The 24,307-nt window shown below is 61.2% G+C and carries 21 protein-coding genes; 19 read left to right on the top strand and 2 right to left on the bottom strand.

The genetic code is table 11. The annotated features are described in order from the left end of the window. The 16 genes from AC1DD5_RS19460 to AC1DD5_RS19385 all read left to right on the top strand — a co-directional run bounded on the left by AC1DD5_RS19460 (window position 1) and on the right by AC1DD5_RS19385 (window position 19,063). Entirely contained in the window at window positions 1-942 is a 942-nt protein-coding gene (locus tag AC1DD5_RS19460; protein WP_442004133.1) for an ABC transporter permease, read from the top strand. Next, window positions 939-2,843 carry a dipeptide/oligopeptide/nickel ABC transporter permease/ATP-binding protein gene (locus tag AC1DD5_RS19455; RefSeq protein WP_477522447.1) on the top strand — a complete coding sequence of 635 codons (1,905 nt, stop codon included), beginning with the start codon at window positions 939-941 and terminating at the stop codon, window positions 2,841-2,843. Before AC1DD5_RS19460 ends, AC1DD5_RS19455 begins: the two co-directional genes overlap by 4 nt. Continuing rightward, a complete protein-coding gene (locus AC1DD5_RS19450) occupies window positions 2,840-3,727 on the top strand; it encodes an ATP-binding cassette domain-containing protein (RefSeq protein ID WP_442004135.1) in 888 nt (295 codons plus the stop codon). The genes AC1DD5_RS19455 and AC1DD5_RS19450 overlap by 4 nt, the downstream gene beginning before the upstream one ends. A 62-nt stretch (window positions 3,728-3,789) precedes the next feature. Beyond that, entirely contained in the window at window positions 3,790-4,650 is an 861-nt protein-coding gene (locus AC1DD5_RS19445) for a sugar phosphate isomerase/epimerase family protein (RefSeq protein WP_477522446.1), read from the top strand. Window positions 4,651-4,674: 24 nt separating this feature from the next. Beyond that, complete coding sequence (locus AC1DD5_RS19440; RefSeq protein ID WP_477522445.1) at window positions 4,675-5,841, top strand: Gfo/Idh/MocA family protein; 1,167 nt, start codon at window positions 4,675-4,677, stop codon at window positions 5,839-5,841. 76 nt (window positions 5,842-5,917) lie between these two features. Continuing rightward, complete coding sequence (locus tag AC1DD5_RS19435; RefSeq protein ID WP_442004138.1) at window positions 5,918-6,964, top strand: LacI family DNA-binding transcriptional regulator; 1,047 nt, start codon at window positions 5,918-5,920, stop codon at window positions 6,962-6,964. Between the two features lie 93 nt (window positions 6,965-7,057). After that, a complete protein-coding gene (gene uxaC / locus AC1DD5_RS19430) occupies window positions 7,058-8,464 on the top strand; it encodes a glucuronate isomerase (protein WP_477519261.1) in 1,407 nt (468 codons plus the stop codon). Next, window positions 8,461-9,825 carry a mannitol dehydrogenase family protein gene (locus AC1DD5_RS19425; RefSeq protein ID WP_477519262.1) on the top strand — a complete coding sequence of 455 codons (1,365 nt, stop codon included), beginning with the start codon at window positions 8,461-8,463 and terminating at the stop codon, window positions 9,823-9,825. The genes uxaC and AC1DD5_RS19425 overlap by 4 nt, the downstream gene beginning before the upstream one ends. Before the next feature lie 137 nt (window positions 9,826-9,962). Beyond that, entirely contained in the window at window positions 9,963-11,192 is a 1,230-nt protein-coding gene (gene manD, locus AC1DD5_RS19420) for a D-mannonate dehydratase ManD (RefSeq protein ID WP_477519263.1), read from the top strand. Further along, window positions 11,182-11,712, top strand: a complete 531-nt coding sequence (locus AC1DD5_RS19415) for a gluconokinase (protein ID WP_477519264.1) — start codon at window positions 11,182-11,184, stop codon at window positions 11,710-11,712. The genes manD and AC1DD5_RS19415 overlap by 11 nt, the downstream gene beginning before the upstream one ends. 322 nt (window positions 11,713-12,034) lie before the next feature. Then, on the top strand, window positions 12,035-13,159 hold the full coding sequence (gene chvE, locus AC1DD5_RS19410; protein ID WP_431117898.1) for a multiple monosaccharide ABC transporter substrate-binding protein: 1,125 nt from the start codon (window positions 12,035-12,037) through the stop codon (window positions 13,157-13,159). Between the two features lie 114 nt (window positions 13,160-13,273). Beyond that, on the top strand, window positions 13,274-14,803 hold the full coding sequence (gene mmsA / locus AC1DD5_RS19405) for a multiple monosaccharide ABC transporter ATP-binding protein (RefSeq protein WP_431117899.1): 1,530 nt from the start codon (window positions 13,274-13,276) through the stop codon (window positions 14,801-14,803). A gap of 5 nt (window positions 14,804-14,808) precedes the next feature. Beyond that, complete coding sequence (gene mmsB / locus AC1DD5_RS19400; protein ID WP_477519265.1) at window positions 14,809-16,092, top strand: multiple monosaccharide ABC transporter permease; 1,284 nt, start codon at window positions 14,809-14,811, stop codon at window positions 16,090-16,092. Between the two features lie 158 nt (window positions 16,093-16,250). Further along, complete coding sequence (locus tag AC1DD5_RS19395) at window positions 16,251-17,276, top strand: LacI family DNA-binding transcriptional regulator (protein WP_477519266.1); 1,026 nt, start codon at window positions 16,251-16,253, stop codon at window positions 17,274-17,276. Between the two features lie 5 nt (window positions 17,277-17,281). Further along, window positions 17,282-17,866, top strand: a complete 585-nt coding sequence (pyrE, locus tag AC1DD5_RS19390; protein WP_442018201.1) for an orotate phosphoribosyltransferase — start codon at window positions 17,282-17,284, stop codon at window positions 17,864-17,866. Window positions 17,867-17,926: 60 nt separating this feature from the next. Then, entirely contained in the window at window positions 17,927-19,063 is a 1,137-nt protein-coding gene (locus tag AC1DD5_RS19385) for an alpha/beta fold hydrolase (RefSeq protein ID WP_477519267.1), read from the top strand. A 40-nt stretch (window positions 19,064-19,103) separates the two neighbouring features. Here the strand turns inward: AC1DD5_RS19385 and AC1DD5_RS19380 are convergent, their stop codons facing one another. Both AC1DD5_RS19380 and AC1DD5_RS19375 read right to left on the bottom strand, forming a co-directional pair. Continuing rightward, the gene (locus AC1DD5_RS19380) at window positions 19,104-19,841 is read right to left on the bottom strand and encodes a tyrosine-protein phosphatase (RefSeq protein ID WP_477519268.1); all 738 of its coding nucleotides are present in this window, start codon (window positions 19,839-19,841) and stop codon (window positions 19,104-19,106) included. 17 nt (window positions 19,842-19,858) lie between these two features. After that, window positions 19,859-20,689: an HAD-IIA family hydrolase gene (locus tag AC1DD5_RS19375; protein ID WP_223935648.1), complete on the bottom strand. Its 831-nt coding sequence runs from the start codon at window positions 20,687-20,689 to the stop codon at window positions 19,859-19,861. 116 nt (window positions 20,690-20,805) lie between these two features. Between AC1DD5_RS19375 and AC1DD5_RS19370 the strand changes: the two genes are divergently transcribed. The 3 genes from AC1DD5_RS19370 to AC1DD5_RS19360 are packed head-to-tail and all read left to right on the top strand — an operon-like array spanning window position 20,806 to window position 24,250. Then, the gene (locus tag AC1DD5_RS19370; RefSeq protein WP_477519269.1) at window positions 20,806-21,333 is read left to right on the top strand and encodes a PadR family transcriptional regulator; all 528 of its coding nucleotides are present in this window, start codon (window positions 20,806-20,808) and stop codon (window positions 21,331-21,333) included. Further along, a complete protein-coding gene (locus AC1DD5_RS19365) occupies window positions 21,330-22,034 on the top strand; it encodes an ABC transporter ATP-binding protein (RefSeq protein ID WP_477519270.1) in 705 nt (234 codons plus the stop codon). The genes AC1DD5_RS19370 and AC1DD5_RS19365 overlap by 4 nt, the downstream gene beginning before the upstream one ends. Next, the gene (locus AC1DD5_RS19360) at window positions 22,031-24,250 is read left to right on the top strand and encodes an FtsX-like permease family protein (protein WP_477519271.1); all 2,220 of its coding nucleotides are present in this window, start codon (window positions 22,031-22,033) and stop codon (window positions 24,248-24,250) included. Before AC1DD5_RS19365 ends, AC1DD5_RS19360 begins: the two co-directional genes overlap by 4 nt. Window positions 24,251-24,307: the final 57 nt, after the last annotated feature.

Here is a 24,307-nt window from a genome sequence, read left to right as displayed (position 1 = left end):
ATGATCAAGTTCATTGCGAAAAGGCTGGGCAGCGGACTGGTGGTGTTGTTCGTAGTCTCGGCTCTCACCTTCATCCTGCTGTACACCTCCAGCGGAAGCATCGCCCAAAATATCCTGGGTGACCAAGCCACACCTGAACAGGTGGCCATGAAGGAACAGGAGCTCGGTCTCGACCAGCCACTTGCAACGCGCTATTTCGCCTGGTTGGGCGATGCCTTGAGCGGAAACCTTGGAACCTCGTGGTTCACGTCGGAGCCGGTGGCCAACTCCTTGGCCACCCGGATCCCGGTGACCATGACCATGGTTTTCTCCGCAATGATCCTGATCGCCATCTGCGCGGCTCTGATCGGCGTTGCTGCAGCCGTCAAGCGCGGCTGGGTGGACAGGGCAGTCCAGGTGGGTGCCATCATCGGCGACTCCATCCCCGGATACGTGATCGGCGTGTTCCTTGTGACTATCCTTGCCATCCAGCTGGGCCTCTTCCCGGCCACCAGCACTATCTCGCCCGAGGTGGGACCTGAGGCCTGGGTGTACTCCATGACCCTTCCGGTCATCGCCCTGCTCATCAACGGTGTTACCGGCGGGGCACAGCAAATCCGCAGTGCCGTGATCAAGCAGCTCGAGCGTGACTACGTCCGCACGTTGCGAAGCCGGGGCATTGGAGAGCGTGAAATCCTCTTCAAGCATGTGCTCCGCAGCGCCGCTCCGGCCGGCCTCACAGTATTGAGCCTGCAATTGATCGGCATGCTGGGAGGCGTGGTGATCATCGAGCAGATCTTCGCCCTCCCCGGAATGGGTCCCCTCGCAGTTACTGCAACAGGCCAGTCCGATCTTCCCGTAGTCATGGGAGTGGTGATGTACACCGTGGTGGTGGTCATCGTGGTGAACCTCCTGGTGGACATTCTCAATGGTTGGCTCAACCCGAAAGTACGTGTGTCATGAGCGATTCCGTAGATTCAGCGGCAATTTCCGCAAGTCCCGACTCCATGGGTGTGGCAGCGAAGGTCCCCGATGGACAAAGCGGTACCGTGGTCCGTTCCGGCGTGATGCGCCGCCTCATCAGGAACCCCCTGGGTATCGCTTCGCTGGTCATCCTGGGCAGCATCGCCTTGTTGGCTATTTTCGCCCCGGTCCTGGCTCCCTTTGAGGAGAACTTCGCCAACATCTCCAAGACGTTGGCCGCTCCGGACTCGGTGAATATCCTGGGTACTGACAGCGCCGGACGCGATACCTGGAGCCGCCTGCTCTTCGGCTCCCAGCTCACCCTGGTGTCCGCCCTGCTGTGCGCAGGTGTGGCCATCGCCATCGGACTCCCCGCGGGCCTGATCGCCGGCTACTACGCAGGCAAGTTCGAAGCGGTCTCCAACTGGGTAGTGAGCATCCTGATGAGCCTGCCCGGCCTGATCGTTTTGCTTACCATCCGCGCAGCCTTCGGCCCGTCCGTGTGGATTTCCATGATCGCGTTCGGCGTCCTCATCAGCCCGTCCTACTTCCGGTTGACACGCACAGCAGTCCAGTCTGTCCGCAACGAGCTCTACGTCGATGCCGCGCGTGTCTCCGGCCTTTCGGACATGAGCATCATCGCCCGCCATATCTTCTCCGTGGTCCGCGCACCCATCATCATCCAGACCGCAGCAATCGCGGGCGTGGCCATCGCCATCCAGTCCGGCCTTGAATTCCTGGGACTTGGGGATCCCACCAAGGCAACCTGGGGCGTCATGCTCTCGGAAGGCTTCAAGAACGTCTATCTGACGCCGACCCTGCTTCTCTGGCCGGCACTTGCCATGGCACTCACCATCGGTGGACTCGTCCTGCTTGGCAACGCCATCCGCGACGCCCTGGAAGACGGCGAAAAGATCAAGCACCGCAAGAAGAAGGTCGCCAAAGCTGAACGTAATGCTGCAGAACGCACGACGGCGGAACCCGCCAAGGCGCGCCAGTCACGTAAGTCCGTGGCCGCCGTCGAGACCGGAACCGAACACCACCTGGTCAAGGTGACCAACCTCGGCGTCGGATATCCGCAGGCTGATGGTTACATCAAAAAAGTAGTGGACGACGTCTCGTTCCACGTGGACCGCGGCGAAATCCTGGGCATCGTGGGTGAATCGGGTTCGGGCAAGTCCCAGACCGCGTTCTCCATCCTGGGCCTGCTGCCGGACAACGCCAGGATCGTGGGCGGCTCCATCCAGTTCGACGGCAACTACACCGTTGCCCCGGGCGAGGACCGCGTCAGCCAGGAGCGGTTGTCCAAGCTGCGCGGTAAGAGGATCTCGTACATTCCACAGGAACCCATGAGTAACCTGGACCCGGCCTTCACCATTGGCTACCAGCTGGTCACGCCCATGGTCCGTGTCTTGGGAATCTCGAAGTCCGAAGCCCGCCAGCGTGCGCTCAAGCTGCTCACCGACGTCGGTATTGCCAACCCGGAACTAACCTTCAACGCTTACCCGCATGAAGTTTCCGGTGGCATGGCCCAGCGCGTGCTCATCGCCGGTGCCATCAGCTGCGAACCGGACTTGGTGATTGCTGACGAACCCACCACGGCACTGGACGTCACCGTCCAAGCGGATGTGCTGGACCTGCTGCGCGAGCTTCAGCAGCGACTGAACATCGGCGTGATCCTGGTGACCCACAACTTCGGCGTCGTCGCCGATCTCTGCGACCGTGTTGTGGTCATGCAGAACGGCCGGCTTGTTGAAGAAGGAACCGTCCGGGATATCCTCCGAAACCCGAAAGAGCCGTACACCCAGACCCTTCTTGGGTCCATGCTCGAAGGAAAGACCCCCATGACGATGCTGGTATCCAAGCCTGGATCAGCAGCACAGAAGGAGCCGGTGGCATGAGCATCTCAGTTACATCACCGCAAAGCGCCCCGTTGCTGTCCGTGGAGAACCTGGTGGTCGAGTACCCCAGCAAGAGGTTCCGGGCCAAGCCTTTCCGGGCGCTGACGGACATCAACATCACTATTGGCCAGGGCGAGACCCTTGGCCTGGTGGGGGAGTCCGGTTCAGGCAAGACCACCTTGGGCAGGGCCGTTCTGGGCCTCGCCCCCGTCACTTCCGGAAAGGTGATTTTCGAAGGCAACGACATCAGCAACGCCTCCCGCAAGGAACGCCGGACGCTGAGCAGGGACCTCCAAGTGGTGTTCCAGGACCCCTACACTTCGCTGAACCCGGCGCTGGAAATCGGCGACATCCTGGCTGAACCACTGGGCGTGCAAGGCATGGAATCCGCAGCGGCCAAGAAGCGCGTCAAGGAACTGCTGGACCAGGTGGGCCTGCCGTCGGACGCGATCCACCGACTACCGCGTGAGTTCAGTGGCGGCCAGCGCCAGCGCGTTGCGATTGCCCGGGCTTTGGCACTGTCACCCAAACTCATCGTCTGCGACGAACCGGTCAGTGCATTGGACCTCTCCACTCAGGCCCGCGTTCTGGACCTCTTCCTGCAGATCCAGAAGGACACCGGGGTTTCGTACCTGTTCGTCTCCCACGATCTGGACGTCGTGCGGCACATCAGCCACCGCGTAGCCGTGATGTACCACGGCGAAATCGTGGAGCAAGGCCCCGCCGAGGTGGTCACCCGCGATCCCGATCACCCCTACACCCAGCGACTGTTGCTCGCCTCGCCCGTGCCCGATCCTGACCGCCAGGAACAACGCCGGGCAGACCGCCATCGCTTGCTCGCGAACCAACACAGCCAAATCGAACAGCAAGGTGCCGTGGCCTGAACGGCCAGGCATCCCATGACACATCCAGGGCCCGGAAGGGCCCGAAAACCCCGGAGGAAAAAGTGGCCACAATAGGCGTCCAAGCCATGATGCTGAAGGACAGTTTTGCTGATGTGGGAGCATTCGAAACGCTCCGCAAGGTCAGTGCGATCGGCTATAACGCCGTCGAAATTTCCCAGATCCCCATGACCCCGGAGAATGTGGGCGAGCTGGACCGCTCCCGCACGGAGCTGGGCATGGACATTGCCGCGCTTTCGGTCAATATTGAAGGCCGCAAGGGCATGCCCGTGGAATCACTGGCAGACGACTTCGACAAGATCGTGGACGATGCCAAGCGCCTGGATACCTCGTTGCTGCGCATTGGCATGCTTCCGTTCGGGGCAATGAAGTCTTTGGATTCGGTGGTTGAATTCGCCAAGCAAGCCAACGGCTACGCCGAACGGCTGCAGGAACACGGCATCAGCCTTTACTACCACAACCACCACATTGAGTTCGCGAAGTTCGACGGCAAATACATGCTGGATATCATCGCCGAAAACTCCCCGGCCATGGGTATGGAGATTGATGTCCACTGGGTGCAGCGCGGCGGCCTGGATCCCATCCGCGCCCTCCAAAAGTACGCCGGCAAGACTGCCATGGTGCACCTCAAGGACTACAGGATCGGCCAGATGCCGGAATCGTCCTTCGGGCTCCTGGAGAAGGGCGACTTCCCTGGCTTCATGGCGGAGTTCCGGAATGTAGTGCAGTTCGCCGAAGTGGGCGAAGGCAACCTGGACTTCCCATCCATCATTCCTGCCGCCCTGGGCGCAGGTGCCCGGTATCTCCTGGTGGAGCAGGACGAACTGTATGGACGGACCGTCTGGGATGCACTCCAGACCTCGTACGACAACCTGGTGGCCATGGGCCACGCCGACCTTTTCTAGATTTCAACACAGGAGATTGCATCCATGAGCACGAAAGTACGCCTCGGCATCATCGGCCTGGGCCAGCAAGGCGGCGCCTACGCCAAGTTCATCACCGACGGCTTGGTCCCGAACATGGAGATCGGCGCCATTTGCGACATCGATCCTGCCAAGAAGGAACTTGCCGCATCCCAGTACCCGGATGTCCCGTTCTACGACGACTACATAGCCCTGCTGGAAAGCGGTTCAGTTGATGCTGTTATCACCTGCGTGCCGCACTTCCTGCACCCCGAGATGGGGATCGAATCACTCAAGCGAGACATTCATGCGCTGGTGGAGAAGCCTGCCGGGGTCTACACCAAGCAGGTCAAGGAGCTGAACGAGTTCGCCGCTTCGAAGCCTGAGCTCTCCTTCGGCATCATGTTCAACCAGCGCAACAACCCGCTCTACAAGAAGCTCAAGGAAATCGTCGATAACGGCGAGATTGGCAAGATCCGCCGCTCCAACTGGATCATCACCAACTGGTGGCGGCCGCAGGGTTACTACAACTCCAGCGAGTGGCGGGCTACGTGGGGCGGCGAGGGTGGCGGCGTTCTGGTCAACCAGGCGCCGCACCAGCTGGATCTGTGGCAGTGGATCTGTGGCGTCCCGCAGTCCGTCTACTCCAAGGTGGCGTACGGCTTCCGCCGCGACATCGCCGTCGAGGATGAAGTCACCGCAGTAGTGGACTATGGCGACGGCGCCACCGGCGTTTTCGTGACAGCCACCCACGACATCGTGGGAACAGACAGATTCGAAATCCTGGGTGACCAGGGCAAGATCGTGGTGGAGGACAGCAAGGTGGCCACAGTCACCCGGCTGGTCAAGCCGGAGCGGGAAATCAGCGATTCCATGGGCATGGATGATGTCCGCAAGCTCTTTATGGGCCAGCTGAACCGCGAGGAGTTGTACAGCAGCGAGGTTATCGAGTTCGAGTCTGCGTGGGGCGGCCAGCACGCCGGCGTCCTGGAGAACTTTGCGGCCAACATTCTGGATGGCACTCCTCTGCTTGCTCCGGGCTCGGACGGAATCAACGGCGTCCGCTTGGCCAATGCCATCCACCTCTCCAGTTGGACCGGCAAGGAAGTCTCGCTGGACTTTGACGAGGATGAATTCCTCCGGGAACTCAACAAGCGCATCGCTGAAGAGGGCAAGTTCCCCGAGCGTTCTTAACCAAGCTGGGCCGGTTGCCATGATTAATGAATGGCAACCGGCCTGATTTTGTTGCCAAAAGGTCTACGATGGAGCGGTGACCGACGTGACGAACTCCGGAGCAGCCACTACCCCCACCAAACGCGGCCGGGGGGAGAAGTCCTCACCCACCATCTACGACATCGCCAAGCTTGCAGGCGTCAACCCCTCCACGGTGTCCCGTGCCTTGAGCAAGCCCGGGAGGGTGAGTGCCAAGACGCAGAAGATCATCGAGGATGCAGCCGAGCAACTGAATTACCAGGTGAACCCGTTCGCCCGCGCGCTTCCAACGGGAAGGACGCAGACCATTGGGCTGATCGTTGCAGATATCACCAATCCGACCTTCTTTGACATCATCCGTGGCGCTGAAACCACTGGCTCGGCCCGTGATTACACCCTGGTCCTGGCTGAATCCGCAGAGTCGCCAGAGACGGAAGTCACGGCAGGTCGTCGCCTGCTGAACACCGTGGACGGCCTCATCCTGGCCAGCCCCCGCATGGATGACGACCACATCCGCGCGCTGGCTGAGGACAAGCCGGTAGTCGTTATCAACCGCGAGGTCCAAGGCGTCCCATGTGTGGTGCCGGACGTCAACAAGGGCATCAGCCAAGCGGTCAGAAGCCTCGCCGCCAATGGCCATGAGAACCTCGCCTATGTTGCGGGTCCAAAGCAGTCCTGGATGACGGCTCGCCGCTGGGAGGGCGTTAAAGCGGCATGCGATTGGTCAAAGCTGGGTGCAGTCCGCCTGGAATCGTCCAAACCCACAGTCGACGGCGGCCGCCAGGTAGCGCGCGACGTCCTGGAAAGCGGAGCGACCGCGGTCATCACGTACAACGACCTCCTTGCCATCGGCTTGATGCAGGAACTCCAGGCCGGTGGGATGCGGGTTCCAGACCAGATCAGCATCGTGGGCTTTGACGATATCTTCGGCGCGGACTTCACTACTCCAGCCTTAACCACAGTGCGCTCACCCCTTGGGGAGTGCGGAACCCGTGCAGTCACCATTCTGTTGGACATGCTGCAAGGCCACGATGCCCCCAGCGAAGCCGTGAGCGTGGAGACCGAGCTCGTGGTGCGCGGGTCCAGCGGAAGGCTGCTGAGCTAGTCCTCGGTGTTCAGGCAAATTGGCTGTTGCACTGAATTGGCAATTTTTGGCAACCGGTTGACAAAATGGCAAGCTGAACCGCAAGATTGACCTATGTCACAGTCCATCGCAGCACACCCTGACAGGCTCCTGCCCGCAGATCCCGGCACGCGCAGCATCGCGCGATCCTTGCTGGAGCGCGTCCAGGACCTGCCCATCATTTCTCCGCACGGCCACGTTGACGCCGCTGTTATTGAACAGAACACGCCGTTCCCTGATCCTGCAGCGCTCCTCGTCAGCCCGGACCACTACGTCACCCGCCTGATCCACGCCAATGGTGTTCCGATGGATCAGTTGCTGACAAGTACGGCGTCCGCCCCCGAATCACGGGAGATCTGGAGGCGGTTCGTTCAGGCCTGGCCGCTGTTCGAGGGCACAGCCTCCGGGTACTGGCTGCGCACCCAGTTCAACGATGTCTTCAAACTCGGCGCAGACCTCGGCGACATGCCGGCCGATGCCAGCTACGACGCGATCGCCGCGAAGTTGGTGGAGCCGGACTTCCGTCCCCGGCAGCTTTTCAAGGATTTCAACATTGAGGTCTTGGCCACCACGGACGATCCCCTGGACAACCTCGCCAGCCACAAGGCCCTCACCAATGACCCCAGCTTCAACGGCCGGGTGCTTCCCACGTTCCGACCGGATGCTTATCTGAATGTGGCGCATCCCAGCTGGAGCACCAACGTTGACCGTTTGATCGAAACTGCCGGCGACGGCGCAACCGGCTACGCCGGATACATCGCCGCCCTGGAAAACCGCCGTCGGTACTTTTTGGAGCATGGCGCAGTATCCGCCGACCACGGCGTGCGCGCACCTGCCACGCTCAAACTGGATGCCGCAGAAGCTGAAGCGCTCTTTGAACTTGCTCGTGCCGGCAAGGCTACCGCGCAGGATCGGGATGCGTTCGAGGCCCACATGATGTACCAAATGGCGCGCATGTCGGTGGACGACGGATTGGTCATGACCATCCACCCGGGCTCGTACCGCAATCACCACGAACCTACGTTCACTCAGTTTGGCACCGACACCGGTCACGATATTCCGTTCGCGGTGAACTACACCGAGGCCATCCGCCCGTTGTTGCAGGACTTCGGCACGGCCAAGGATTTCCACCTGGTGCTCTTCACGCTCGACGAGACCGTTTTCTCCCGTGAACTGGCGCCGCTGGCTGGTTTCTACCCGTCCGTCTTCATCGGTGCGCCGTGGTGGTTCCTCGATGCACCGGATGCCATGTTGCGCTTCCGTTCTGCAGTTACAGAAACCGCCGGTTTCTCGCGGTCCTCCGGCTTCATCGATGACACCCGCGCGTTCTGCTCCATTCCCGCACGGCACGATGCCTCCCGCAGGATCGAAGCGTCCTTCCTCGCGCGTCTCGTAGCCGAGCACCGCGTGACTGAAGCCCGCGCGCAGGAGCTGATTCTCGACGTCGTTGATTCCTCGCCACGCAAGGTGTTCAAACTATGAGCGGGGATGGGCTCCCTAGATTGAACCGTGAGGTCAAAGCGGTGGAAAAGGCTCCCGTGCGCATTGTGCACCTCGGACTCGGGGCCTTTCACCGTTCGCACCAGGCCTGGTACACGCAGCATGCTGGCGACGCAGGGGATTGGGGCATCGCCTCCTTCACGGGGCGTCGTCCGGATGCCGCAGCAGTTCTGGCGGAACAGGACGGCCTTTTTACCGTGGTGGAACGATCCGATGCAGGGGATTCCTTCGAGGTTGTAGGCAGCGTTGTAGAAGCCATCGATGGCGCCAACGTTGGACGATTGACCGAACTCGTCGCAGCACCGCAAACAGCGGTGATAACTCTGACCATCACGGAAGCAGCATATGCGCACGGCGCGGATGACCTGCCGCGGCTGGTGGCGGGGCAGCAACCCACGACGCCGTTGGGACGCTTGGTCCTTGGCCTCGCCGCCCGCAGGGACGCCGACGCCGGACCCCTCGCCGTGGTTTCCTGCGACAACCTCTCGGACAACGGAAACGTGGCCCGTGCGGGCGTAGCGGAAATCGCCCTGGGCTTCGACGCCGGACTTGCCGCCTGGATCGACCATAACGTCAGCTTTGTCAGCACGTCGGTGGACCGCATTACGCCCCGCACTACAGCTGACGATGTTGCTCTGGTCAGTGAACAGTGCGGGTACCGGGACGAAGCGCCCGTGGTCACTGAGCCGTTCCACAACTGGGTGCTGAGCGGACAATTCCCCTCAGGGCGTCCACGTTGGGAAGACGCCGGAGCGGTTTTTGTGGATGACATCGAACCTTACGAAAACCGCAAACTTTGGCTCCTTAATGGCGCGCATTCCATCCTGGCTTATGCCGGGCAGTTGCGCGGCCACACCACAGTGGCGCAGGCCTTGGGTGACGCCGTATGCCGTGAAGCTGTTGAGGAATTCTGGGACGAAGCTGCCAGGCACCTTTCCGGCGAGGAACTCCGCATCCCCGAATACCGGACTGCCTTGCTTGATCGCTTTGGGAACTCCCGGATCGCACACCATCTGGCCCAGATCGCCGTGGACGGCAGCACTAAGCTCCGAATGCGTGCACTGCCGGTGCTTCGTGCGGAGCGGGCCGCAGGGCGAAGCGGCACTGCCGCGGCGAGAATGATCGCGGTGTGGTCCGCCTACGCCGCCGTCAATCCTGAGCTGCAGGATCCCAAGGCTTCAGCCATTGCAGCTGCCAACGGGCTCTCTGGGAGTGCGCGGGTCGCAGCTTTGCTGGGGTTTTTGGATCGGAACCTTGCCAACGAGCCAGGAGTGGCAGAGCTGGTGCAGGAGCTGAGCTCGGAGTGGGCCTCTGCCCGTGCCGGGACAGGAACTGCAGCGTAGGGTTTTCCAATCCGCAATGGCAACCGATTGCCAAAAATTGCAAACAATTCTAGAATCAATTTCAGTACCTGTGGTGAACATCGCATCGAGGCGAATAGGAACCCTTTCAACCCAGCCCAATCCCGAAAGGAAAAGCTGTGAAAATCATTGCCGCTGAAGTCTTCGTGACCAGCCCCTCCCGGAACTTCGTCACCCTGCGCATCACCACCGAAGACGGGGTGACTGGCATTGGTGACGCGACGCTCAACGGCCGGGAACTCGCCGTGGCCGCGTACCTTAAGGAGCATGTGGCGCAGCTGTTGATCGGGAAGGATCCGCACCGCATCGAAGACACGTGGCAGTTCCTGTACCGCAGCTCGTACTGGCGCCGTGGGCCGGTGACCATGGCCGCGATTGCCGCCGTGGACATGGCGCTGTGGGACATCAAAGGCAAAGTTGCCGGCATGCCCGTCTATCAGCTGCTCGGTGGTGCATCCCGGAACGGGCTGCGTGCCTACGGGCACGCTTCGGGTTCGGACATTCCCTCGCTGTTCGACTCGGTGCGTGAGCACCTGGAACTGGGCTACAAGTCCATCCGGATCCAGACCGCGGTCCCGGGCATCAAAGCTGTCTATGGTGTTGCCGCGCAGGCCCAGGCATCCGGCGAACGCTACGACTATGAGCCTGCCGGCCGCGGCAACTTCCCGCTGGAAGAAGACTGGGACACCCGCGCCTACCTGCGGCATTTGCCCACGGTTTTCGAGGCCGTGCGCAATGAGTTCGGCCCGGAAATTCCTTTGCTTCACGATGGCCACCACCGCATGACGCCCATTCAGGCAGCCAAGCTTGGCAAGGCACTGGAGCCCTATGACCTGTTCTGGTTGGAGGACTGCACCCCGGCGGAGAACCAGGAAGGCCTGCGCCTGGTCCGCCAGCACACCACCACGCCCCTAGCCATCGGCGAAATCTTCAACACCGTGTGGGACTACCAGACCCTCATCAAGGAACAATTGATCGACTACGTCCGCGCGGCCTCCACGCACTTCGGTGGGATCTCGCCTTTGAAGAAGGTCATGGACTTCGCGGCCCAGTACCAGATCAAGTCAGGCTTCCATGGTCCCACGGACATCTCCCCGGTGGGCTTCGCCGCCCAGTTGCACGTTGGCCTGGCCATCCACAACTACGGCATCCAGGAATACATGCAGCACTCGGACAAGACCAACGAGGTCTTCCAGCAGTCCATGACGTTCAAGGACGGCTACCTGCACCCGGGGGACGAGCCCGGCATCGGCGTCGAGTTCAACGAGGAAGCAGCAGCCGCCTTCCCGTACCAGCAGGCTTACCTGCCGTTCAACCGTCTCGTGGACGGAACCGTTCATGACTGGTGATTCCGGTTTTGCGGCCAACGCCCATCCGCACATTGTGGTGATGGGCGTGGCCGGTTGCGGCAAAAGCACCGTGGGCGCAGCCGTCGCTGAGCGGCTCGGAGCCGAATTCCTCGACGGCGATTCGCTGCACCCTCAGCGGAACATCGACAAGATGGCCTCGGGTACTCCTCTCAATGACGAGGACCGCGCACCCTGGTTGGCCGAGATCGGGAGGCGATTCGCGGCGTCGAACTCTGCTCTTGTCATAGCGTGCAGCGCGCTCAAGCGCGCCTATCGCGACATCATCCGCAGTGGCGATCCGTCCGTGGTGTTCGTGCACCTGCAGGGCGCGCGTGAGTTGCTGAGTGAGCGCATGAACGCCCGGCCCGGCCACTTCATGCCCGCGTCCTTGCTGGATTCGCAACTCGCAACGCTTGAGCCGTTGCAATCCGATGAAGCCGGCTTGGTAGTGGACATCGATCAGCCCGTGGAGAAGATCGTGGACGACGCGTTCTCAGCACTCGAAGGAGCACTGTCCTAGCTCGCTGCACTGGAACGCCCGGCACTGCCCACAAGGCGGTGCCGGGCTCTTCTTTTTGGTGCCGAAAGCATGAAATGGGAAAGTGTGAACGCTAACAACGTTGTAAATCAAGACTTCCGGACGAGGTTCCCACCTGCAATCATTTTGTGATCCAATCCACTTGACCGACGGTATTGTTAGCGTTCACAATGGCAGTCGTATCACCTTGAAGTAGCCTGTGCCGCCCCCAGCGCACAGGCCAACCCAGCTTCACCGTGCCGGACGCGCAGATGCTCCGGCTGCATCAGAGTTCGCGGCAAAGCTGCCGCGGAAGGAGAGCATCGTGAGATTAAAGAAACTCCTGGGCGCCGTAGCGGTTGTCCTTACCTTGACCGTGGGAGCCACGGGCTGCGGTAGCCGTGGAGGAGCTGCAGAATCCAGCAGCACCGCCAAGCCCAGCGATTCGCTGGTCGGCATTTCGATGCCGACGCAGACGTCCGAGCGTTGGATTGCCGATGGCGCCAACGTTGAGAAGTCCTTGAAGGACCTTGGTTACAAGACTGACCTGCAGTTCGCCAACGATGACATCCCTACGCAGGTCTCCCAGATTGAGAACATGCTGACCAAGGGCGCCAAGGCCCTGATCATCGCAGCAATTGATGGCACCACGCTGACCGACGTCCTGGCCAAGGCCAAGGAACAGAACGTTAAGGTCATCGCCTACGACCGCCTCATCAACGGAACACCGAACGTCGATTACTACACCACCTTCGACAACTACACCGTGGGTGTCCAGCAAGCTACGTCACTGCTCACCGGCCTTGGCCTCGTGGACGCAAGTGGCAAGAAGGTTGATGGCAAGGGCCCGTTCAACGTGGAGCTCTTCGCCGGAAGCCCGGATGACAACAACGCCAACTTCTTCTGGACTGGCGCCATGGACACCCTCAAGCCCTACCTGGATGCAGGCACCTTGAAGGTTCCCAGCGGCCAGACCAAGTTCGAGCAGGCAGCCATCCTGCGCTGGCAGGCACCCGTTGCCCAGAAGCGCATGGAAGACATCCTGACCTCGGCTTACAGCTCCGGCACCAAGCTGGACGGCGTGCTCTCCCCGTATGACGGCCTTTCCATCGGCATCATCTCGGCCCTGACCAGCACCGGTGGCTACTCCACCGGAAAGCTGCCGGTAGTTACCGGCCAGGACGCCGAAAAGGGCTCCGTGAAGTCCATCATCGCCGGCGAGCAGTACTCCACGATCTTCAAAGACACCCGCCAGCTCGGCGCGCAGGCCGTGAAGATGGTTGACGCCGTGCTCAAGGGTACGGAACCGGAAACCAACGACACCAAGACCTACAACAACAAGGTCAAGGTTGTTCCGGCCTTCCTCCTGAAGTCCGTCATCATCACCAAGGACAACTACAAGAAGGAACTCATCGACTCGGGCTACTACAAGGAATCCGACGTCAAGTAAGCATTTCCTTCGGGTTGTGGTCCCGCTTCTGAAGCGGGGCGGGGCCACAACCCACCATGAGCCGGCCGAATCCCCGGCCAGGCAAAGTTTCCAACCAGTCAGTGGGAATTGACGATGAACGTACCCATTCTTCAAATGCGAGGAATAACCAAGACCTTCCCCGGGGTCAAGGCCCTTCAGGACGTCACCCTGGATGTAAACCGCGGCGAAGTCCACGCTATCTGTGGAGAGAACGGCGCCGGGAAATCCACCCTGATGAAGGTGTTGTCCGGGGTGTACCCGCACAACTCCTTTGACGGCGACATTCTTTTTGAGAACGAACCCTGCGAATTCAACAGCATCTCGGACAGCGAGAAGCGCGGGATCGTGATCATCCACCAGGAACTGGCCCTTAGCCCGTACCTTTCCATCGCAGAGAACATTTACCTCGGCAACGAACTGGCAAACAACGGCTGGGTGGACTGGCGGAAAACCAACCTCGAAGCCGCCAAGCTGCTTGCCCGCGTAGGTCTGAGCGAAAACCCCGTCACACCCATCCAGCACATCAGTGTTGGCAAGCAGCAGCTGGTGGAGATTGCCAAGGCGCTCTCCAAAGAGGTGAAGCTCCTCATCCTGGACGAGCCAACTGCTGCGCTGAACGATGAAGACTCGGACCACCTGCTGGACCTCATCCTGCACCTCAAGGGCCAGGGCGTCACCAGCATCATCATCAGCCACAAACTCAACGAGATCCGCAAGGTGGCCGATGCCGTCACCATCATCCGCGATGGCAAGTCCATCGAGACCCTGCGGCTGGACCAGGGCCAGATCACCCAGGAACGCATCATCCGCGGAATGGTGGGACGTGACCTTGAAAGCCTCTATCCGGACCGGACTCCGAACATCGGCGAGGAAGTCCTCCGCATTGAAGACTGGACCGTTCAGCATCCCCAGGACCACAGCCGCACCGTGGTGCACAATGCCAACATGAATGTCCGCAAGGGCGAAGTAGTGGGCTTGGCGGGCCTTATGGGCGCGGGCCGCACCGAGTTGGCCATGAGCGTTTTCGGCCGGACGTACGGACGCGCCGTTTCGGGCAAGGTCTACAAGTACGGCGAAGAGATCAACACTTCCACCGTTTCGGACGCGATCGATCACGGCATTGCCTACGCCACCGAGGACCGCAAGCACTATGGCCTGAACCTGATCGAGGACATCAAGCGGAACATCTCCATGGCGGCGCTGAACAAGCTGGCCAAACGCGGATGGGTTGATGGCAACAAAGAAACCACCGTTGCCAACCACTACCGGAAGAGCATGAACATCAAGGCGCCGTCCGTGGCAGCCATCACCGGCAAGCTCTCCGGTGGTAATCAGCAGAAGGTGGTGCTGAGCAAGTGGATGTTCTCGGATCCGGACGTGCTGATCCTGGACGAACCAACCCGCGGTATCGACGTCGGCGCAAAGTTCGAGATCTACACGATCATCAATGAACTCGCGGCCGCCGGGAAAGCCGTGATCGTGATCTCCTCGGAGCTGCCTGAGCTCCTGGGCATTTGCGACAGGATCTACACGCTGTCCGCAGGGCACATCACCGGCGAGGTCCCCATCGCCGAGGCCACCCAGGAAACCCTCATGCACTTCATGACTCAAGAGAAGGAATAGCCAACATGTCCGCCCTACGAGAATCCCTTGGCTTCCTCACAAGCCGCCTCCGCCAGGTTGGCATCTTCGTCGCCCTGATCCTTATCGTCATCCTGTTCCAGGTCCTGACCAACGGCATCCTGCTTGAACCGCAGAACGTCAGTAACCTGGTGGTCCAGAACAGCTACATCCTGATCCTTGCCATAGGCATGGTGATGGTCATCATCGCCGGCCACATCGACCTCTCCGTCGGATCAATCGCCGGGTTCATCGGTGCTGTTGCCGGCGTGATGATCGTGCACTGGGGCTGGGCATGGTGGCTGGCCATCCCGGCTTGCCTCCTGGTAGGTGCCTTGGTGGGTGCCTGGCAGGGTTACTGGATTGCCTATGTGGGCATTCCCGCCTTCATCGTCACCCTGGCCGGCATGCTCATCTTCCGCGGCCTGACGCTCATCACCCTGAAGAACCAGCAGATCACCCCGTTCCCCAACGAGTTGCGGGCCCTCGGTGGAGGCTTCCTCCCCGATATCTCCGGCGGCACATCCGTACTTGAATGGTTGACCGTCATCCTGGGCGTTGGCGGCACCGCAGCAATCCTCTTCCAAGCCATCAAGGAACGCCGGGTCCGCCGCAAGTTCAACCTTGAGAATGAGCCGATGGCATGGTTTGCCGTCAAGAACGGCTTCATTGCCGTACTGATGCTCATCATCACGTTCCTGCTGGCCAGCTACCGTGGAACGCCGATTGTGCTGATCGTCCTGGCAGTCCTCGTGATCCTGTACTCGGCATTGATGAACAACAGCATTTTTGGGCGCCACACCTACGCCATTGGTGGCAACCTGCATGCAGCAGAGCTCTCCGGCATCAAGACCAAGAAAGTAACCTTCCGGCTGTTCGTCAACATGGGCGTCCTCGCCGCGTTGGCCGGCCTGGTGTTCACGGCACGACTGAACTCTGCCCAGCCTGCTGGCGGTACCGGCTTTGAACTGGACTCCATCGCTGCCGCATTCATCGGTGGCGCGGCCGTCCAAGGTGGTATCGGTACCGTTGCGGGAGCAATGATCGGTGGCCTCATCATGGGTGTCCTGAACAACGGTATGTCCATCCTTGGCTTGGGAACTGACTACCAGCAGCTCATCAAGGGCCTGGTTCTGCTCCTTGCAGTCGGCTTCGACATCTTCAACAAGAACCGGACCGGTGCTGGTGGAGGGTCCTCAATCAGCCGCCGCTTCAAGTGGAAGACAACGCCTCCGGCAACCGAATCTGCGCCACCTGCCAAGACTGAACCTGTGCGGGTCGACGCCAAGTAGCAAATAACCCTTGGGATTGGCCTGCATCCTGCTCCCAGCTGAGCTGACCTGCTCGGTGTGAAGAGCCGGATGCGGGCCAATCCTGCCCAAGCCCGCCATACGAATCCATAAAGTGAGGTGCGATGTCTCCCGGTGCACCATCAAGCAGACCACCCGTTATGGGGGATGTAGCCAAGTTGGCCGGGGTCTCGCACCAGACCGTTTCCCGTGTCTTGAACAACCACCCCAACGTTAGCGGGAAGACGAAGGAGCGCGTGGAATCGGCCATCGCCAGCCTTGGCTACCGGCGTAACACCGCAGCCCGCAGCCTGGTGACGCGGCGCTCCCGGACCATAGGCGTGCTGGCCTGCGAAACCGGCCAGTACGGACCCGCGAATACCTTGCTGGGCGTGGAGCAGGCGGGCCGGGAAGCAGGCTATTTCGTCAGCATCGCCAACCTCCGCGAAGTGACCGGCGACAGCATCAACGACGCCATCACGCATTTTCGCAACCAGGCTGTGGAGGGGGTGGTCATTCTGGTACCGCATCCGGATGTCCTGGCCGCCCTCCGTGACGTCGCCGTCCCGTTTCCCATGGTGGCCGTGGGTGCCGGAACCGGGAACCAGCTGACGGGTGCTTCACTAAACCAGCGTCTGGGAGCGCGGTTGGCGGTGGAACATCTCATCGGGCTCGGACACCGCCACATCGGACACATTTCCGGTCCGCCCCACTGGATCGACGCGGCTGAGCGCATCAAGGGATGGCAGGAGGCGCTCGGCAACGCCGGCTTGGAGGCCGACGTTCTTCTCCAAGGGGGATGGGACGCCGCCTCGGGATACGAAGCAGGCCTGGCGCTCATTGACCAGCGCAAACTAGACGATCAGCCCACTGTCACCGCCGTCTTCGTCGCGAACGACCAATTGGCGGTGGGAGTCCTTCGCGCCCTGCAGGAAGCTGGGTTGCGAGTTCCGGAAGACATCAGCGTGGTGGGATACGACGATCAGCCTGAAGCTGCGTTCTTCCTGCCGCCGCTGACCACCATCAAACAGGACTTTGAAGAACTCGGCCGCCGTTGCATGTCCGCGGTACTCCATCAGTTGGAAAACGAGCCAGGCAGTGAGGAACAGATCGTCAATCCCAAGTTGGTTGTCCGTTCCACCACCGCGGCACCTGCGCTTCGCCCGGCTCCGTCCCCACTAAACTAGAAGCCATGACTTCCACCAGTACCCCCGCAGCAGACACTGCAACTGCCCGTGCCCGCCTTCTCGAGCTCATCAAAGAGTTGGCGGTGGTCCGCGGAAAGGTGATCCTCTCCAGCGGCAAGGAAGCTGACTACTACATCGACCTCCGCCGCATCACCCTGCATCACGAGGCCTCCAAGCTGGTAGGCCAGGTCATGTTGGCAATGATCGACGACGCCGGGATCCCGGTTGAGTGCGCTGGCGGACTCACCATGGGCGCCGACCCCGTAGGTACCGCTGTCATGCACGCCGCTGTGGATGCCGGCCGCGCCGTGGACGCCTTCGTCGTCCGCAAGGCCCAGAAGTCGTACGGCATGGGCCGCCAGGTGGAAGGTCCCTCGGTTGAGGGCCGCAATGTGGTTGTCCTCGAGGACACGTCCACCACCGGCGGGTCCGCACTGACCGCCGTCGAGGGTGTCCGCAAGGCCGGCGGCAATGTGGTTGCCGTCGCCGTCATCGTGGACCGCGACACCGGCGCCAAAGAGAAGATCGAAGCCGAAACCGGCGTGCCCTACCTCTTTGCCTTCGGCAAGGATGAGCTGGGCCTCAACTAGGGAGTTTGTAGGCAAACTACGGGGCTGTAAGGCAGTGCCCGCGAAGCCTATGCTAGCTGCGTGGACGTTCAAGTAGGGAAGCTCCAGGCTCCGCCGGAGGTGAACGAAAACCTCCCGGGCCGGGGCTCCGCCTTGCCCGTATCCGGATCACGGGATGCTGCCGATCCGGCAGACTGGGCGAGGATCCTGCCCCAGGTTTCCCGGATAAAGCGGATATCGCGCCGCGACTTCCTTATCACTGCGGGGGTTTCCGTGGCACTGGCCGGAGACATGCTGTTTACCCGGCACGTGCAGGCGGAACGGCGGGCCACCAAGATCCTCCGCGTCCCGGACTCCTACTCGGATCTCTACTTTCCCAAGGCCAGCTGGATCCTGTTTCCCGGGTATAAAACCAGTTGGGAAGAGGCACAGTGGATCCTGAACTCGCTGCGCCCCGCCCTGCACCAGCGCGGCCGCCTTGCCGCCGTCGGGTATTCCAACCTTGGCCTGGACGTTGATGAGGTGGTCCGCGAACTAGTTCTTCACGTTCGCGAACTGGGGCTGGAGAAGCTGTATTTCTACGGCCACAGCTTCGGTGGGATGCTCGCCACGCAAGTTGCCGCCCGTCTGCTGGAGCTGCATGGTGTGGAGACCCAGCTGATCGTCCTGGATTCCAGTCCCTTCAGCCGCGCTGATGTGCTGGATCAGAGCTGGTTCGACGGCGTGGTGTTCCTTTATGAGAACGGCTTCCGCATCCCTTCAGTCCTGCGTGGCGGCTATGAACTGGGGGAGCGGGTGGCGCACAAGGACGAACGCACCTGGCGGCAAATCCTGGACCAAAGCCTGGAGCAGCTCTCGCCGATTGCCCCCTCCAGCGTGCTGATCCAGACGGAGTCTGCATACATTTACCACTTCGATGGCCTGCGTCTCGCCGGCAAAATCGGCTCGGCCAAAATGGCGTTCCTGGGCAACTCCGAGGACAAGACCGTCAACTACGAGTCTGCTCGGGCGGCGTGGAGCAAGGTCTTCGCGGCGAACATGAAGCTCCCGGTGCTGAGTACGGAGGGTGCCCGGCCCGCCCATGCCAGCCCGCAGTGGAGTGCCGACATTTATCGGCCCCTGTTGGAGCGCGTCCAGAATGAGCTGGAACCGCTGCCGCCTGCACCCGAGGAGCCGTCGTATCAGGAGCCGAATGGACGGGTTATCCGGCCGGCGTAGGTTTTGTTGCTGGGCTTCCGCTGCATCACCCCGCAACGGTTCAGCCCCGCAGCGCTTGAACCTCGACGGCGGTTAGACCGGCCTCGCGCAGGAAGCTGCGAGCATCCCCGAATTCCCGTGCGAAGCCCACCAGGAAATGCCGGATCGCGGCTTCAGGGCTCTGCAGGATCATGAGGTCAGGGCTGAAATATTGCGCGGGCGTGGACGGGACGTGGAGCCGCCATGTCTCGGCCATGACCTGAAGCAGGTTCGGAAGGTTGCGGGTGGTGGCCGTGTAATCCTTCACCACGGCCTCGTCCGATTCACCGGCGGCCATGAGCGCGATCGCTGACACCACTCCGGTCCTGTCCTTGCCCAGCGAACAATGAACCAGTGTGCGTTTGCCTTCCGCGACAGGACGCAGGGCATCGGCTACCCAATCGGGTCTGACGCGGATCCAGCCCAAATACAGATCTCCCAGATCTTCCGGAGTCTCCACTGCCTGCAGCGACCCCGCCACCACGTTGGGATCCAGCGGATTATGGATGAGCTCGACGGCGGGTGCAGCGAGGGCGGTACTCCCGCCACCGCCGTCGGGCTTGGACGCGTTCGAAGGAGAGGGGCCGCCCGGAACCAGCCACGGAACCAAAGACCGCTCGAGCTCGTTGCGCAGGTCCATGATGGCCTGGATGCCATGCTCCGCCAGGAACCCCGATGTCGCGGCAGCATCCAGACCAAACGGCTGGCTCCCCCTCAGTATCCGGCCACCGGCCAGAGGACGGAGGTTGAGCACAGCCATGACGGGACTCCTTTGGCTTAGATCTGGCTCTTGAGGTCGGCCACGGAGCTCAAGATCTGGTTGGGGCGGAACGGGAAGGACACGATTTCCTCGCGCTGGGTGATGCCGCTGAGCACCAGAACCGTGTGAAGGCCGGCTTCCATACCTGCCACGATGTCCGTGTCCATGCGGTCGCCAATCATGGCCGTGGTCTCCGAGTGGGCGTCGATCTGGTTCATGGCCGAGCGGAACATCATGGGGTTCGGCTTGCCCACGATGTACGGCTCGCGGCCAGTGGCCTTGGTGATCATTGCCGCGATTGCGCCCGTTGCCGGCATGGGGCCGTCCTTGGAAGGGCCAGTGGCATCAGGGTTTGTTGCGATGAAACGGGCGCCGGCAAGGATGTGGCGAACGGCCATGGTGATCGCTTCGAAAGAGTAAGTGCGGGTCTCGCCGAGCACCACGAAGTCAGGTTCCGTGTCCGTGAGGATGAAGCCGGCTTCGTGCAATGCAGTGGTGAGGCCGGCCTCGCCGATGGTGTAGGCGCGGTTGCCGGAATCAGAGGACTGGACCTGGTCCTTGAGGAACTGGGCCGTGGCCAGCGCGGACGTCCAGATGTTCTCTTCCGGAACTTCAAGACCGGAGGCCCGGAGGCGGGCAGCGAGGTCGCGTGGGGTGAAGATGGAATTGTTGGTCAGGACAAGGAAGCGCTTGGACGTATCCACCCAGCGCTGGATGAGCTCGGCGGCACCGGGGATCGCCTGGTTTTCATGAACCAGCACGCCGTCCATGTCCGTGAGCCAGCATTCGATTTCGTGGCCGTTCCGGTAAACGGATGCGGACGTGTGGGGCGTGGATTCTTCTGCCATATTTGCCTCCGGCTGGGATTGGTCATGCACTGCCTCCCAGTCTTTCATTATTCGGCCGGGGTGACATCCCGTGGTCTCGATGGCGTTAACTATATACTCAGTGTATAGATGGAGCTGTGAACAACTCACTCACCCTTCTGGGCCTTTTGAATCGCGAGCCCAGCTACGGCTACGACCTCAAGCACTCTTACGACCGATACTTCGGAGCAGGCAAGGCGCTGGCCTATGGGCAGGTGTATTCCACACTGGCGCGGATGGTCCGTGATGAGTTGATCCGGGCTTTGGGCGAAGAGACCGGGGGAGGTCCTGATCGAAAAAAGTATGCGATTACCGACGCCGGAGAAGCCACAGTGCGCGAGTGGCTCTTCACTCCCGACATTCCCTCGGAATCCCTGCAGAGCAACCTCTTTGCGAAAACCGTCATCGCACTGCTGCTGGATGACGATGCCGAGCGGTTGCTTGACGTGCAGCGCAGCCAGCACATGGCCCGGATGCGGGAACTGACGCGCGCGAAGAAGGAAGCAGGCCTGCTGCAGGTACTGATGTGTGACCACGGTCTGTTCCACATCGAAGCGGACTTGAGATGGATCGACCTCACGGCCGCCCGCCTGTCCCAACTCAAAAAGGAGCTTCAGAGCGCATGAGCATCCAAACACCCATCCTCAGTGCCCGCGGGTTGCACCACTCCTTTGGCCCGACGGAGGCGCTCCGGGGAATAGACCTGGATGTCCATGCCGGGGAAGTATTGGCCGTCATGGGTCCATCCGGATCCGGGAAGTCCACGCTGCTGCACTGCCTGGCCGGGGTCCTCGTGCCCGACAGCGGGACGGTGACGTACAACCCCATTGATGAAGTGCCCTTGCACCTCAACGAACTCAAGGAGACCAAGCGGGCCCGGCTGCGGCTGACGGACTTTGGATTCGTCTTTCAATTCGGGCAGTTGCTGCCGGAACTCAGCGCGGTGGATAACGTCAGCATCCCGTTGCTGCTTAAGGGGATCAAACGACCTGAAGCGCTGGAGCGATCCAGAGACATGCTGCAACGTCTTGGCTTGGACGGACTGGGCGAAAAGCTGCCTGGCGAATTGTCTGGCGGCCAAGCCCAACGTGTCGCTGTTGGCCGTGCCTTGGTGACGTCCCCTGCGGTGTTGTTCGCAGATGAACCCACTGGCTCGTTGGACTCCCTCGCCTCGGAAAACGTACTGACCTTGATGCTCGATCTTGTCCGCGAAGCCGACACGACCGTGGTGATGATCACCCACGATGCCCGAACCGCTGCCTATGCAGATCGGGAAGTCATTGTGCGCGATGGTGCTCTGGGCGCCGGATACCGGGTGTCCACGTGAACTGGGGACTTTTCCGCCTGGCTGTGGCCGGCAGCCGCTCCGCCTATGGCAGGTTGACTGGAATCGCTGGAGGAGTCGCCGTCGGGGTCTGTCTTTTGTCGTTGCTCTGGGGTGGTGTCAACGGATTGCAAGCCCGGGACGACCGTGGCGCCTGGCTGCGCGAAACGGGGCATCCGTCCGTATCGGATTCGATCGATGCTTCGGGCGTTGCAGCTCCTATCCCCTTGACTCAGGAAACAGTGCTCATGCGGAGCAATGGGCTGGAGATCTTCCGGGACCAACTCATTGAGCGCCGCGATTTCGCTGCACTTCCCTCGACGACCGTGAGCATCCCGGGAATTGGTAGCCCGCCGGAATTCGGGAGCTATTACGCCTCGCCAGCGCTACAACGCCTGATCGAATCGACGCCCCGGGATCAGCTCGGAGACCGGTTTGGGGAGTTTGCCGGCGTGATCAACGACGCTGCCCTGCCGGGGCCCGATTCCCTGGTGGTCATCACGGGGGCCTCGGAGGCAGAGCTTCGAAAGAGCGGAAACGCCTCGTTGGTTTCGGACTTCACCAGCAACCCGTACGGAGGCAGCGCCGCCTCCTACACCACGGTGCTCCTTGTCGGAGCGATAGCAGTGTTCTTTCCCGTATTGCTGTTGATCAGCATCGTCACAGATTTAGGAGCAGCGCAGCGACGCGAACGGTTTGCTACCCTGCGACTCATTGGGGCCTCACCCGGCACAGTCTCCCGGATTGCCGCCGTGGAAATTGCCATCCCCAGCCTGATCGGTGCCGCGATAGGCCTTGCCCTGGCGGTGATGTTGAAGCCTGCCACTGCCCAGATACCGATCAACGGCACCAGAATGTTTACTGCTGATCTCCACACTGGATTGGCGGCCAATGTGGCGGTGGTGGCTGTAGTTGTGGTGGCGTCTGCACTTGTCGCCGCCCTTCGGACCGCACGCGCAGACGTTGGGCCTCTAGGGGTGACGAGGGTGGTTCACGAGAAGAAGCCAACAATTTGGCGAACAGTGCCGCTGGTTATGGGGCTCGCCTTCATGACTTTGGCGGTTGTTCTCATCCGTGTTTTGAATTTTCGGCTGCCATGGCTTGAGTCCCCGCTCTTGGTGGTCGGATTCATGATGGTTCTTGCAGGCATCGTTGTGATCGGCCCGTGGCTGACTCGAATGGTGAGCCGGATGGGCCAGCGACAGGCACGAAGCGCGGCCGCAATCGTTGCCGCAAGCCGTATTCAAAAGACTCCGGCGGCTACTTTCCGGTCCGTATCGGGGCTTGTGATTGCAGTGTTTGTTGTCTCGGTTTTCGCCGGCGCATCCAGCATCCTGGAATCCACCGAGAGTCCACAGCCGCGCCCCGGGTTGATGCAGCCCACCAGCCTCCACGCAACTGTGGGGTCTGGAGAAACACAGGTCCGGGTAGGGAAAGCGGCTTTAGGTGCGAAGGAATTGCCCGGAATTCTCAGCGCCACCATTGGCTATGGCTCGGCTGTGCTTTCGGACCGGGGCGCCGGACCCGAGCTTTACTTCCGGGCCTCAGAAGCTCGGGCCTTGGGGTTCGAGGACATTCCAGCAGCAGAAACGGTTGCTGTGGACAGCGCCTTCCTCTACTTCTGGACAGCTCAGCCGCTGGCCTTGACAGCGGCTCCCGATGGGACACTCGCGGGTCTTGTTCCGGTTGTCATAGTGGTGGACACCGACGGCACTCCTGAGGCCATGGACCGCGCTCGGACTGCGTTGAGCCGCTCGGGAGTCACGGCCACCCCTGCGTCCTCCCCATCTGACTTTCACTTGCAATCATCCAAACGCCTGATCCAGGGCCTTGCCATGCTTGCGTACCTCGGAATGTTCGTTGCCGTCGCCATCGCCGGGCTTTCCCTCGCTGTTGGGACGGCCTCGGCAATCCTGGACCGGCAAAGGGTTCTTGGGCTTATGCGCCTTATGGGGATGCCAGCGTCAATTCTGCGTCGAATCATTGCCCGGGAAGCTGCAGTTCCCCTCCTGAGCGTGCTGCTGCTTTCCATAGGCCTCGGGTTCCTCACGGCCTGGCTCATGGCCACGGCAATCAACGACGCATACCAACTCACGTGGCCGGAGCCCGGATATTTCATTGCCTTGGCGCTGAGCCTGCTCCTGGCGCTCAGCGCTGTCATCGCCACCTTTGGCCTGATCCGGCGAACTACTTCCGTGACGGCTACACGCTTCGAATAAAATCGCGGTTCGAAGGGAGACATCCCATGGTGTGCCTGCGTGGGTAGTTCTGCCCAT

The organism is Paenarthrobacter sp. 10L420 (assembly GCF_056395385.1).
This window is presented reverse-complemented; position numbering and strand designations above follow the sequence as displayed.